The sequence below is a fragment of the Synechocystis sp. CACIAM 05 genome, assembly GCF_010222815.1.
Taxonomy (GTDB): domain Bacteria; phylum Cyanobacteriota; class Cyanobacteriia; order Cyanobacteriales; family Microcystaceae; genus Synechocystis.
Window position 1 is genome coordinate 693,998 of record NZ_CP019225.1, and the last position, 12,641, is coordinate 706,638.

Below are 12,641 nucleotides of genomic sequence, written 5' to 3' on the forward strand. Positions count from 1 at the left end.
CAATGGCGGTTGAACAAATAAAGTCCATCTAAGGTGAGAGCGAAACCTGTCAATAATTATTAGCCCTAAAGTTAACTATTTTCTTAATCTTAAGTTAACTATAGTTGATCACTTTGCTATGGGAACAATGCAAATTAATGAGTAGAGTTTAACCCCATACTATTTCTAAAATCAAGCACTATTTCATCCCTTATCCCATTTCTTCAACGATCAGCCATGACTAATCGTTTTTGCTCTTCAATCTATGGGAAATCTATCCCTTGGGAAGTATCTATTGTTACATTTGCCATGATCAAATTCCCTTGTTTGATATAAGTTCAACTCTTTTTAGTTAAGTATCCCTAATTACTTAAGTAGGAGGAAAATCCCGAGTCGTCCCCCAAAAAGCTTTACTCTCAGACTGATTTTCGGTCTAATGTTCTTATGATTAAAATAACGTTTAAGGTCATTAGCTCTTGATTTTGGAAGTATTCCTATGGCCGGTGATGGAGATGGCAGGATTTTCCGCGGGCCCTGCTTAAGGGTAAGAAAAAACTGTTTGCTCGGTTTAATTAGTTCAAAATAACCGCCAAGCCAATAAACTAAATGGGGATTCAATGGTTATTTTGAGTACCAAAAGTCTTTAGTCTAGGCTTCATTAGCCAACAATTCCCGGAAACGAATTTCGTCTCGATGGGGGTCGGCATTACTAACCTTTAGGCTTAGGCGATCGCCGGGGGAAATGGGACGATCAAAGCGATGGGGCAATTCAAGACCTAGTTCTTCAAGAAGAATTAAACCCAAGCCATCATCCTCCCGCAACCAACGGAGCATCACCCCCTGCCACACCTCATTAATATTGCGCCGCAGAAACTCCAAGCTCCAGTAACGGTTAGTTTGCCGTTCCACCAACGTAGCTTCCTTGGAAGAGGGCATAACGCTGTATAGAATTTCTTGTACCTGCTCCCCAGAGAAAGGCAACGGTTCCCCCCGTAGGTAGGCCTTAATTTGAAAATGGGTAATCAGATCAGTGTAACGACGGATAGGGGAGGTGGCCTGGGAATAGAGGTCTAGTCCCAAACTGGCATGGCGACTGGGGGTAATGCCCACTTCACTACGGGGCATACAGCGGCGTACGGCACATTCCCGCACGGGGCCCGGCGGTAAGGATAATAATTCTTCATCGGAGGGCAACTCAGGTTGGGGTTGGCCCCGGAAGGGGACTGGGATGCCATGCTCTTGGCAAAAACGCCCCGCCACCTCCCCGGCCAAGATCATCATTTCCGCCACCAGTTGACGAGAAACAGAGGTTTCCTGGAGATAGATTTGCACTTCGTCGTCGGCGTTGACCTTAATAATTGCCTCTGGCATTTTGATGGTGATGGCCCCCTGGGATTTACGCCATTGGGCACGTTTTTTGGCCGCTTCCGCTAGTAGGGGTAATTCTGGCTCCCCTTGAATTTTCAGCACCAGCATCTCGTCCACATCCTCGTAGGTGAGACGATAGGTAGGCTTAACCCAACTGGGGGCAATGGTAAAATCTGTCACTGCTCCCCCTTCGTCCAAAGTAACCCCAAAACTGAGGGCCGCACACCGTTGGCCCTGGAGTAAACTCATGGGGCCTGTGGCCAATTCCGGCGGAAACATGGAGATCATGCCCGTGGGCAAATAAAGGCTGGTACTGCGTTTACGGGCTTCTAAATCCAGTTCATCGTTGGGACTCAACAACCGGGTGGGGTCGGCCACATGGATCCAAAGCCGATGGCCGCCGTCCGCCAAGGTTTCTACACTCAGACCGTCGTCAATTTCCGAAGTGCTTTCGTCGTCGATGGTGTAGGTCTTCAGGGTAGTCAGATCGAGGCGTTCTTGGTTGGGGTCGGGGGGAGGATTGGTTAGGTAAGCATGGGCCACATCGGATACCTTGGCGGGGAATTGGTTGGGGTAAGCACTACGACGCAAAAAGAGATTTTCATGGCGTTGCCAGATGCCTAATTCTATCAGGAGGTTTTGGGTTTCGTCGGTACGGCCAGGTTTACCAAGGGTTTGGAGAATATCCAAAGCCTGGCGATGATTTTGTTCAGGGAAAAGGATAAATTTTTCCAACGCTTCCAACCGTAGGCGATCGCTCCCTTCCCAAGTCACTTTTTCCCCGGCCAGGGCTTGATTTACCCGGTCAATGAAACCCTGTTGCTCCTGTTCTTTTTGGGCTTGCACCCGCATTTGATGTTTAATTTCTTCGATTTGACCACTGGGGCGGGGTTCGTAACGATCGCCTTTTTGTTTGAAATAGAGTTTATCTTCTGCTAGCAGGGCATGGGCAGCATAGCATTGACTAGGACTTTGCTCAGAAAATAGCAATAGGGCCAAATCCGCCGGGGTGATGCTTTCCCCCTCTTCAATCAATAGTTCCCAGGCCACCTCCAAACTAGAGGGATCGAGATACTGGTCCACTTCCCCTAAAAAACTAGGCAGATCATGGACGGCATAGGGGCCGCCGGGAATTTCATACTCCACCCGCTGGGGCTTCAGTTTATGACTTTGGCCCTGTTGGTCAATGACCACCCAATCTTTTTTGCCGTCCGGGCGATCGACCACCGCCAACCGCCGTTCTCCTTGATGTCGGAATTCAATTAGTTTGCCTTTTTCCACCGGAATGCCTTTGCCCCGTCACAATTACTCTCCCGTTATTTTGGCACAGGGGTTACTCTCCCTTGGGTTTTTGGCTGCCTAATTACTTTGATAATCAGGTTCATTGCCGGGCTTCCATTTAATGTTGCAACCAATGCTGGGCTTTTGTTCCGTCGGCACAGGACTGCCGGCCAGCACTAGATCCATGGCCTGTCTCAGGTCCACTCCGGTAACGGGCAAACCATTACTAGGGCGACTGTCATCTAACTGGCCCCGGTAGGCCAATTTTCCTTGGGCGTCAAACAAAAAGAAGTCGGGGGTGCAAGCTGCTCGGTAGGCCTTGGCGATCGCCTGGGTTTCGTCGTACAGCACCGGGAAGTAATAGTCCCAATCTTGGGCCATTTTCTTCAGCCCTGGGGGAGAGTCATCGGGGTATTTTTCTGCATCGTTAGCACTGATGGCCACCATGGCTAAACCAGAGTTTTGGTAATCCTTCCCCAACTGACTTAACTGGGCCTGGATGTGTTTGACAAAGGGACAATGACAACAGATGAACATCACCAATAGCCCTTTTTCTCCCATGGCTTCCCCTAGGGTGAGGGGCTGTTCCGCAGTCACGTCCCAAAGGGAAAAGTCCGGTGCTTGGGTACCAAGGGCAAGCATGGTGGAGGGAGTTAAAACCATAGTTAAGGGAGTTCGTTACATTTTGTTAATCAAAGACCCAAGCTATCATGGGGGTTGGAGTTTTTCCCCTCTGCTGGAATTTTTTTAGTTTAAAACGTCCATGAGTCATCGTCCCCGTTCCGATCGCCATAGTTTCTCCAGCCCTAGCCGCTTTTGGCACCGTTTGGGGATGGGTTTACTGGTGGCTGGCACCCTAGCCCTACCGGTATCCACCCTGGCCCAGGAAGGGGGAGAAGGGGCCCAACCCAAGGCCAGTCCCAGTCCCGTCCAATCCCCTAACTCCAGCAATGGAGAAGCCACACCCCGCTCCTTTTTTAACTCTGGCTCCTCCCGGTCTGCTGAACCGAAAATGAACTATGGGCAGTTGATCGATGCCATTAAAGCTAATCAAGTGGCCAAAGTGGAAGTGGACACTAACCGCCGCCAGGCGATCGTTACTCTCAAGGATGCGCCCCCTGGGTCCAAGCCTCAAACGGTCCAGTTACTGGACAATAACCCCGAGTTGCTCAACCTCCTGCGGAGCCGTTCTGAAACCATCGATTTAGACATCAACCGCACCCCGGATAATTCAGCCCTGTATGGTCTATTAACCAATTTGCTGGTGGTGGCTATTCTGATCGGTTTGGTGGTGATGGTGGTGCGACGTTCCGCCAATGCGTCGGGTCAGGCCATGAGTTTTGGCAAATCCAAGGCCCGGTTCCAAATGGAAGCAAAAACCGGTGTCGGCTTTGACGATGTGGCCGGCATTGACGAAGCGAAGGAAGAATTGCAGGAAGTGGTGACTTTCCTCAAGCAACCGGAAAAATTTACCGCCATCGGCGCAAAAATTCCCCGGGGTGTTCTACTCATCGGCCCTCCCGGTACGGGCAAAACCTTATTAGCTAAGGCGATCGCCGGGGAGGCGGGGGTGCCATTTTTCAGCATTTCCGGTTCAGAATTTGTGGAAATGTTTGTCGGGGTGGGGGCTTCCCGGGTCAGGGATTTGTTCAAAAAAGCTAAGGAAAATGCCCCCTGCCTAGTCTTTATCGATGAAATTGATGCGGTGGGTAGGCAACGGGGTGTGGGCTATGGCGGCGGCAACGATGAACGGGAACAAACCCTCAACCAATTGTTGACGGAAATGGATGGCTTTGAAGGGAACAGCGGCATCATTGTCATTGCGGCCACCAACCGCCCCGATGTCTTGGATTTGGCTCTTTTGCGGCCAGGACGGTTCGATCGCCAGGTGACGGTGGATTACCCCGATGTCCAGGGCCGGGAATTAATTTTGGCAATCCACGCCCAAAACAAAAAATTGCACGAAGAGGTGCAGTTAGCGGCGATCGCCAGGAGAACTCCCGGATTTACGGGGGCAGATTTGGCCAACGTGTTAAATGAAGCGGCCATTTTCACTGCTCGGCGGCGCAAGGAGGCCATCACCATGGCGGAAGTGAATGATGCCATTGACCGGGTGGTGGCGGGGATGGAAGGTACACCCCTAGTGGATAGTAAAAGTAAACGCTTAATTGCTTACCACGAAGTGGGTCACGCCTTGATTGGTACCCTCTGTCCTGGCCACGATCCGGTGGAAAAAGTTACCCTCATTCCCCGGGGCCAAGCCCAAGGTTTAACCTGGTTCACCCCTGATGAAGACCAAAGCCTCATGACCCGCAACCAAATGATTGCCCGCATTGCGGGATTGTTGGGGGGGAGGGTAGCCGAAGAGGTTATTTTTGGCGACGACGAGGTGACCACCGGAGCCGGTAACGACATTGAAAAAATCACCTACCTAGCCCGACAAATGGTAACCAAATTGGGCATGTCCTCCCTGGGTCTAGTGGCCTTGGAAGAGGAAGGCGATCGTAATTACAGCGGCGGAGATTGGGGCAAGCGTTCCGAATATTCCGAAGACATTGCCGCCCGCATTGACCGGGAAATCCAAGCCATTGTCACCGCTGCCCACCAACGAGCCACCGGCATTATCGAAGAAAACCGCAATTTAATGGATTTACTAGTCGATGCGCTCATCGATCAAGAAACCATTGAAGGGGAGCATTTTCGGCAACTGGTGGAAAGTTATCAACAATCTCAAAAACAGCCTGCTTTAGCGGCTAAGTAGCCCCCCATCTGTGCAATGTCTGATCTTCGTACAATCTATTTTCAACCCAGAAAACCGGAAAACTCCCCCAACGTCGGCAAATGTTGGAGTGTATTGCTATGGCTTAGTCTGCTCAGCATAGTGCCAGTGCAGGGTTGTGCCTCTGCTGACCAAGGTTTATCCCCAGCAGGGCAAAACTCCTCCGCCATTGCCACCCCGTCTTCTTCCCCTAGTTCTTTAGTTTCCCAATCCCCCATGCTTCCCCAGGCGATCGCCGACAAAATTATTGCTGACCTTGCTCAACGTACCGGCGAACCGGCCAGTGCGTTTGCAGTCCAGTCCTCAGAAAACAAAACCTGGCCCGATAGTTGCCTCGGCTTGGCCCAGGAAGGGCAAATGTGTGCCCAGGTGATGACCCCAGGCTGGCAAGTGACGGTGCAATCGGGGCAAAAAAATTGGGTTTACCGCACTAACCAAAATGGCCGCACTATTTTATTGGAATCCTAGCTCCCAGCAGGGATTTTCTTTAACTCGGTCAACACTAATGATTTAACAAACCGGGGCTTAAGTCCCAAATAGTTGCGGAGATTTTTGGCGATCTACAGCAATGCTCCCAGTATCTGTCTTGGGCAGGACTTTTCCATAGGTTGCATGGAATTTAATCAATGGTAAGTGATTATACTCACAATTATTCCAGTGATTTTTGATATTTATTCTGAACAGATAATGCTAACTTAATAATTGAGAATTATTTGCAGTTTTGGGAAAACCATGACGTTATTGGATTTATCGGTGGGTCAGGTGGCTTTTGTGGAGAAAATTTTAGTGGGAAACCACGGTCAGGGGTTAGTTAATCGCCTAGAAGCAATAGGAATAATTCCTGATAAACCAATTCAATTGCTCCGCAAGGCTGGTTTGGGGGGACCACTCCACCTCCGCATTGGTAGCACCACCGAAGTGGCCATGCGCCGTAGTGAAGCCCAATTGGTGCAGATTACCTTAGGAGAGTAGGGCGGAGATGGTGAGTCATTGCCAAAGGGGGTCAGTCCAGTCCAGTCGTCCAGATGTGAAAAAAAGGGTTGCTTTTATTGGGCAGCCCAATACAGGTAAATCCACTTTCTTCAACCGGATCACCAAAGCCAATGCGGCGATCGCCAACTGGCCGGGGTTGACAGTGGACTTATTCCGGGCGGTGGTGCCGTTACAGGGGGAACCAATTGAATTTGTTGATCTGCCGGGCATCTATGACCTCAATGGCTTTTCCGAAGATGAACGGGTGGTGCAACGTTTCCTTGCTAACTATGCCGTCAATTTAGTGGTGGTGGTGGTGAACGCTGCCCAAATTGACCGACAAATTCGTCTGCTCCTCCAGGTACAAACCCTAGGCATTCCGGCGATCGCCCTCTTAAACCTGGCCGACGAGGCTAAGCGCTACGGAGTGCAAATTGACGTGGCTGCTCTCCAGGAACGGCTTGGTCTGCCCCTCTATCCCATCAGTGCGAAATACGGCACCGGCTGTCCCCGGGCCATGGATGCCATTGGTCGGGCGGTGGCGCAACAACCGGAAGCCTACCAAATTCCCGATCTGGTTAATGTTCTTTCCGATCACCCCATGGCGATCGCCGACATGGAAACGGCCCTGGCCGGTGTGGTGCAGATGCCATCCCCCAATGCCCGTACCCTCACCAATGTCATTGACGGGGTGATGCTCCATCCCGTTTTTGGCCTACCCATCTTTTTCGCTTCTATGTTTGGGGTATTTTGGGTAATTTGGCATGTGGGTTTGCCCAGCGCCGATCCCGTAGATGCGGTAACGGGTTGGGTCCAAAGCAATATTTTAGAGCCGTTATTTTCCTCCCTACCCACCATCCTGCAAGGACTGCTGTTGGACGGTATTTGGACTGGGTTTGCCGCCCTACTTTCCTTTGTCCCCTTGGTGGCGATCTTTTTCATTGTCATGGGAATCCTAGAGGGCAGTGGCTATCTTTCCCGGGCCGCGTATCTGATGGATGCCCTCATGGGGCGACTGGGGCTAGATGGACGGAGCTTTGTGCTGCAAATGATGGGTTTTGGCTGCAATGTCCCGGCCATTATGGGCACTAGGGTCATGCGTAGCCGGGGAATGCGACTTTTATCTATGTTAGTAATTCCCTTTTCTCTCTGCTCTGCCCGCCTGCAAGTATTTGTTTTTATCCTGGCGGCTGTTATGCCCGGCACCCAAGGGGCGATCGCCCTGTTTTTACTGTACTTAATGAGCTTTGTGGCTGCATTCACCGTGGCCGCCATTCTAAGTCTTTTTCATTACTTCCAAGCCCGGGACCCCTTCGTATTAGAATTACCCCCCTATCGTTTGCCCACCTTTAAGCAGGTATTTTTGCGAGTGTGGGGAGAAATGCGGGAGTTTGTTGCCCGTTTATCGATGTTTATGGTGATTGGTAGTAGCCTCATTTGGTTTTTAACCAACTTCCCCCAAGGTAGTACGGGTTTAGAAACCTTTGCGGGACGCATTGGCAGTGTTTTCCAACCATTAATGAATCCCTTGGGCATCAATCCCTTTTTAACGATTTCTTTGATTTTTGGTTTTGTCGCCAAAGAAGTTCAAATAGCAGCCCTAACTGTTATTTATGGTCTCAACAACTCCGAAGCCGTCTCTGACCAAATCCACAGTACGGTAACCTTTGCCCAGGGTTTTAGCTACTGTTTATTTAGTTTGATCTATATTCCTTGTCTTACTACCCTTGGGGCGATTTGGGGTGAAAGTAAATCCCTTGCCTACACTGCTATTGCTGTGGCTACTCCCCTGGCAACGGCCTGGCTATTTGGCTTTATTTTCTACCAAAGCCTTTCCTGGCTTGGTTGGTGAAATTAATCATTAATTCAACCCCTGGGCACTCAAATAACCAGTTTTGTTTGGCAGTTTTCAGTCTAGTAAAGATGCAGGAAAACCTTTGATAAGTGGAAGTGTCAATTCTTCAAACTAAGCTTACTTCCGTATCATAATAGTGGTTTTTGCTTGGACAACCGGAGGGGGAGAGACCAGTACATTTCCCCCGGTTTTACGTAACGGTTTGATGACCCGGTTGAAAACCCTTGACAGCTCTTCAAGGCATAGCCACCCAATACGGAGGTTTTTTACTTGAGCTTTTGCCCACCTTGGATGGCTTGGGGAGCTTTACTCAGCCTATTCTACAGACTATTTAACCAACCAATGACGCCGTGCCCTGTGACCACTTCCATAATAAGGAGGGAGGCAAAACCAATCATGGCGAAACGACCATTCATTTTTTCGGCGTATTTAGTCCAACCCGCTTGTACGGAAGAGTCGACGTAAACCTCTGGTTCAATGGCGAAGTTGTTGAGACGATTGTCCTGATCCAAGCGGAAGCCACGGGTGGTCATAATTGGGTTACTCCTAGTAAAAGTCTATGTTAACTATTGTAACACTTTTTTAAGGAATGTAACAATGTCCCCTTCTTCCCATGGCACCGCAGTCCAACAGGCGATCGCCGATCAACTGTTGGAAATGATTCTCCAGTCCCAGGATTTACATAATGCTTATCGACTGGTGGTGGAAGGATTACAGCGGGGTTTGGGGGTAGACCGGGTGTTGTTGGTGCAAAATGCAGTGTTCCCGAACCGTCAATCCCGCCTTGTGGCCCAGGCCATCGCTCCGGCCAGGGATATTATGCTTTTGGATGAACCCTGTGCCGATTGTCGTTGGCTCCATTTGCTGGGGCAGCTTCCCCACTACGGGCTGTGGACAGTGTGGGAGCGGGAAGGGGAATTTGTCGAACTAGATCCGGTCCAGGGGGAATTTTGTCGAACTTTGGGGATTAAAAGTCTATTGCATTTGCCCTTGGTGATTAACCAGCGCCATTGGGGGATTCTCAGTCTTCAATATCTCCACCAGGCCCGGCCCTGGCCCCTGGGGGATCAACAATTTGCCCAGCGCATTGCCCATCTATTCTGTTTGGGTTTGATGAAAACGGAGCTTTGGATTCATTGTCAGAACCATAAAAATGCGTTGCAGACTGTGGTGGCCGAGGGCCAGGTCCAAAGGGAAACCTACCTTAAATCCGCCCAACGGGAACGGGCCATTGCTGATGTTATCGATAAAATTCGCTTTGCCCTTGATCTACGCTCCCTCTTTCAAACTACGGTGACGGAGGTGCGGAAATTGTTGGTAGCAGACCGGGTGATGATTATTAAAATTAGGCACAATAAAAATTTTTCCTGGGGGGAAATTCAGGCGGAAGCCCAAACGGACGACAGGCTATGCCTCTTGCCTCCAAAGGAAAAAGTGCCTTTGTCATCGCGATGGATTGATCATTTTGCCAAGGGATTGATTTTGGCCATGGATGACACCGACGATCAAAGGGCGGATTTCGATCAATCAATGTTGGCACTAGCCAAGGCTAATTTAGTGGTGCCCCTCTTTTCTGGCGATCGCCTCTGGGGGGTATTGTCGGTGCATCAGTGTGATGGGCCCCGGGTGTGGGAAAGTTCGGACATCGAGTTTGCCCTCAAAATTGCCCTCAACCTAGGGGTGGCGTTACAACAGGCAGAATTATTGACCGAGTCCCAACGGCGATCGACCGCTCTCCAAAGTGCCCTGGGGGAAGTGGAAGCCCAAAAGGATTATCTCGCCCGCATTGCGGAGGAAGAACGCGCTCTCACGAGGGTGATTGAAGGCATTCGCCAAACGTTGGAGTTACAGAATATTTTTCGGGCCACCAGTGATGAGGTGCGTCATTTACTCAGTTGTGACCGGGTGTTGGTCTATCGCTTTAATCCGGACTGGAGCGGGGAATTTATCCATGAGTCGGTGGCCCAAATGTGGGAACCACTGAAAGATTTGCAAAATAATTTCCCCCTCTGGCAAGACACCTATCTCCAGGAAAATGAGGGGGGTCGTTACCGCAACCATGAGAGTTTGGCGGTGGGGGACGTGGAAACAGCCGGTTTTACCGATTGCCATTTGGACAATTTGCGCCGGTTTGAAATTCGTGCCTTTTTAACTGTGCCAGTGTTTGTGGGGGAACAACTCTGGGGCCTGTTAGGGGCCTATCAAAATGGGGCTCCCCGCCATTGGCAAGCGAGGGAAATCCATTTGCTCCATCAAATTGCCAATCAGTTGGGCGTAGCAGTGTACCAAGCCCAGTTGTTAGCCCGCTTCCAGGAGCAGTCCAAAACCATGGAAAGTACCCTGGCTGATCTGACGGCGATCGTTGATAACCTGGCCGACGGTCTATTGGTGATTGATCTATTTGGTCGCATTACCCGCTACAACCCGGCCTTGTTGGCCATGTTTGATCTGGAGGGCCTAGAACTATTGGGCGCGGGGGTGGATGCCTATTTCCCTGAAACTTTGAATCAGTTGTTAGCTAAACCGGAAAGGGAAGAGCAAAAACTGGTCACCGCCGATGTGGAATTAAGTCAGGGCCGCCAAGGACAAGCTTTGATCACTAGCATTACTTCCCATGAAAATGGCTGCGAATATCCCCAATGCCTAGGGGCGGTGATTATGATCCGGGATGTGACCCACGAGCGGGAAGTGGAACGGATGAAAACGGATTTCTTGGCCACGGTGTCCCATGAATTACGTACTCCCCTCACTTCTATTTTGGGTTTTGCCACGGTAATTCAGGATAAATTAAACCGAGTGATTATCCCGGAGTTGGATCTGGCCCAGCCCCACCTTGGCAAGGCCACGGAACGGGTGATGCGCAATTTGGCCATCATTGAGTCGGAGGCCCAGCGCCTAACGGTTTTGATCAACGATGTGCTAGATATTGCCAAAATGGAAGCAAGACAGGAATCCTGGCAGGAACAACCCTGTGCCATTGGCCCCATTATTGAACGGGCGATCGCCACTATTACTCCCCAGGCCCAGAAGAAAAATATTAGTTTGCAGGGGGAATTAGAGCCAGATTTGCCTGATTTTATCGGAGACGAAAACCGGATTTTGCAGGTGGTGCTTAATTTGCTCTCCAATGCGGTCAAATTCACCCCTAAGGGTTTAATCACTGCCCGTAGCCACTTTCATGAAAATCATCTGTGGGTGGAAATTATTGACCATGGCCCCGGTATCCATCCAGCGGACCAGGAGAAAATTTTCGAGCCGTTCCAACAGGGAGGGGGAGATGTGCTCACTGATAAACCCCAGGGTACGGGGTTAGGATTGCCCATTTGCAAAAAAATTGTTGAACACCACGGCGGTACCATTGGCGTTAATAGCAGTCTGGGTCGGGGTAGTACTTTCTATTTTTCCTTGCCTGTCCCAGTTCCTGCGGTGGAAACTTCCCCTGCCGTCTGAAGTGGTAATCAGGTTATTTTTCCTTTGGTGCCCCTGGCCAACAACGGCGATCGCCTACGTTTAAGGTATGGTTGATCATGGTAGTCTAGCGAAGCCCGGCCTTCTTCCAGCCCGCATTACCTATGCAAGATTTTGGCGCAGTGTTCCACAACCAAGTGCTTTTGATTTCCCTGGCGGCCTGCTTCCTGGCCCAGGGCATCAAGGCGATCGTGGAAATTTTCCGCAACGGTAAAATCAATCTCCGTTCCCTCGTTTCCACCGGAGGAATGCCTAGTGCCCATTCTGCCTTAGTGGGGGCCTTGGCCACCGGGGTCGGTTTGCAAAAAGGCTGGGGCAGTAATGAATTTGCCATTGCTTGTTTATTTGCCGTCATTGTTATGTACGATGCGGCAGGAGTGAGACAGGCTGCCGGTAAACAGGCCCGTATCCTCAATCAGTTAATTGATGAACTTTTCCAGGAAGATCAAAGCTTGACGGAAGAACGGCTCAAAGAACTTCTGGGCCACACCCCGGTGCAGGTTTTTGCCGGTTTAGCATTAGGCATTGCCATCGCTTTTTTTGCCGTGCCAGCCCAGTGAAGGGGAAATTAGGAGTATAAATTAATGGAAATTGTCCTTTTCCTAGCCACTATTTTAATTATTGGTTTAGTACTAAGATGGTTTTTCAACGTGACAGCGGCAACCTTAAAAAATGGGGCTATTATTGCCATTATTTTGGTGGTGCTTTACGTCGGCTTTAAAATCACCCCTGCTGAAGTGTGGGAGCAGGTGCAACAAATTTTCCAGGGCAAACGTTAAAACTTAAATTGTTTGATCTAAAATGCTGTTGATAAAATTTTGCTTCACCGTCTTTATTTGAAAAGGTTGACAGTATTTTAAAAACCATTCTGGGCATCTGTTTAAAAAGCTTTATTTTGCTTCCTAAATCGACCTACTAAAGCTCTGGCAATACTGGGGG

General features: G+C 50.0%; 10 protein-coding genes. 7 read left to right on the forward strand and 3 right to left on the reverse strand.

All coding sequences use genetic code 11. From position 1 onward, the window contains the following. Positions 1-627 precede the first annotated feature (627 nt). Positions 628-2,628, reverse strand: coding sequence for a ribonuclease catalytic domain-containing protein (locus BWK47_RS03270; protein WP_162327552.1), 2,001 nt, complete (start codon positions 2,626-2,628; stop codon positions 628-630). Positions 2,629-2,706: 78 nt separating this feature from the next. After that, positions 2,707-3,291, reverse strand: a complete 585-nt coding sequence (locus tag BWK47_RS03275; protein ID WP_162327553.1) for a thioredoxin family protein — start codon at positions 3,289-3,291, stop codon at positions 2,707-2,709. Between the two features lie 100 nt (positions 3,292-3,391). On the opposite strand from BWK47_RS03275, the gene ftsH1 reads away from it, so the two are divergent. From ftsH1 to feoB, 4 genes are all read left to right on the forward strand, one after another. Then, complete coding sequence (gene ftsH1, locus BWK47_RS03280) at positions 3,392-5,389, forward strand: ATP-dependent zinc metalloprotease FtsH1 (RefSeq protein ID WP_162327554.1); 1,998 nt, start codon at positions 3,392-3,394, stop codon at positions 5,387-5,389. Between the two features lie 15 nt (positions 5,390-5,404). After that, positions 5,405-5,875 (forward strand): hypothetical protein, encoded by a 471-nt coding sequence (locus tag BWK47_RS03285; RefSeq protein ID WP_162327555.1) that lies wholly within the window; start codon positions 5,405-5,407, stop codon positions 5,873-5,875. Positions 5,876-6,139: 264 nt separating this feature from the next. Next, the gene (locus BWK47_RS03290; protein WP_162327556.1) at positions 6,140-6,379 is read left to right on the forward strand and encodes a FeoA family protein; all 240 of its coding nucleotides are present in this window, start codon (positions 6,140-6,142) and stop codon (positions 6,377-6,379) included. A 7-nt stretch (positions 6,380-6,386) separates the two neighbouring features. Continuing rightward, complete coding sequence (gene feoB, locus BWK47_RS03295) at positions 6,387-8,231, forward strand: ferrous iron transport protein B (protein WP_162327557.1); 1,845 nt, start codon at positions 6,387-6,389, stop codon at positions 8,229-8,231. Between the two features lie 323 nt (positions 8,232-8,554). On the opposite strand, the gene BWK47_RS03300 is transcribed toward feoB, so the two are convergent. Continuing rightward, positions 8,555-8,767 carry a chlorophyll a/b-binding protein gene (locus BWK47_RS03300; RefSeq protein WP_010871838.1) on the reverse strand — a complete coding sequence of 71 codons (213 nt, stop codon included), beginning with the start codon at positions 8,765-8,767 and terminating at the stop codon, positions 8,555-8,557. A 64-nt stretch (positions 8,768-8,831) separates the two neighbouring features. Here BWK47_RS03300 and BWK47_RS03305 point away from each other — a divergent pair, with 64 nt between their 5' ends. The 3 genes from BWK47_RS03305 (at position 8,832) to BWK47_RS03315 (ending at position 12,481) form a co-directional block, all read left to right on the forward strand. Next, positions 8,832-11,684 (forward strand): GAF domain-containing protein, encoded by a 2,853-nt coding sequence (locus tag BWK47_RS03305; protein ID WP_237269773.1) that lies wholly within the window; start codon positions 8,832-8,834, stop codon positions 11,682-11,684. 122 nt (positions 11,685-11,806) lie between these two features. Then, a complete protein-coding gene (locus tag BWK47_RS03310; protein WP_010871840.1) occupies positions 11,807-12,262 on the forward strand; it encodes a divergent PAP2 family protein in 456 nt (151 codons plus the stop codon). A 24-nt stretch (positions 12,263-12,286) separates the two neighbouring features. Beyond that, the gene (locus tag BWK47_RS03315; protein ID WP_020861493.1) at positions 12,287-12,481 is read left to right on the forward strand and encodes a hypothetical protein; all 195 of its coding nucleotides are present in this window, start codon (positions 12,287-12,289) and stop codon (positions 12,479-12,481) included. Positions 12,482-12,641 lie beyond the last annotated feature (160 nt).

What these genes read in the sequence shown, in the direction of transcription:
- BWK47_RS03275 (WP_162327553.1), bottom strand. Translation starts at nt 3,291, where the DNA reads ATGGTTTTAACTCCCTCCACCATGCTTGCCCTTGGTACCCAAGCACCG.
- ftsH1 (WP_162327554.1), top strand. Translation starts at nt 3,392, where the DNA reads ATGAGTCATCGTCCCCGTTCCGATCGCCATAGTTTCTCCAGCCCTAGC.
- BWK47_RS03285 (WP_162327555.1), top strand. Translation starts at nt 5,405, where the DNA reads ATGTCTGATCTTCGTACAATCTATTTTCAACCCAGAAAACCGGAAAAC.
- BWK47_RS03290 (WP_162327556.1), top strand. Translation starts at nt 6,140, where the DNA reads ATGACGTTATTGGATTTATCGGTGGGTCAGGTGGCTTTTGTGGAGAAA.
- feoB (WP_162327557.1), top strand. Translation starts at nt 6,387, where the DNA reads ATGGTGAGTCATTGCCAAAGGGGGTCAGTCCAGTCCAGTCGTCCAGAT.
- BWK47_RS03300 (WP_010871838.1), bottom strand. Translation starts at nt 8,767, where the DNA reads ATGACCACCCGTGGCTTCCGCTTGGATCAGGACAATCGTCTCAACAAC.
- BWK47_RS03305 (WP_237269773.1), top strand. Translation starts at nt 8,832, where the DNA reads ATGTCCCCTTCTTCCCATGGCACCGCAGTCCAACAGGCGATCGCCGAT.
- BWK47_RS03310 (WP_010871840.1), top strand. Translation starts at nt 11,807, where the DNA reads ATGCAAGATTTTGGCGCAGTGTTCCACAACCAAGTGCTTTTGATTTCC.
- BWK47_RS03315 (WP_020861493.1), top strand. Translation starts at nt 12,287, where the DNA reads ATGGAAATTGTCCTTTTCCTAGCCACTATTTTAATTATTGGTTTAGTA.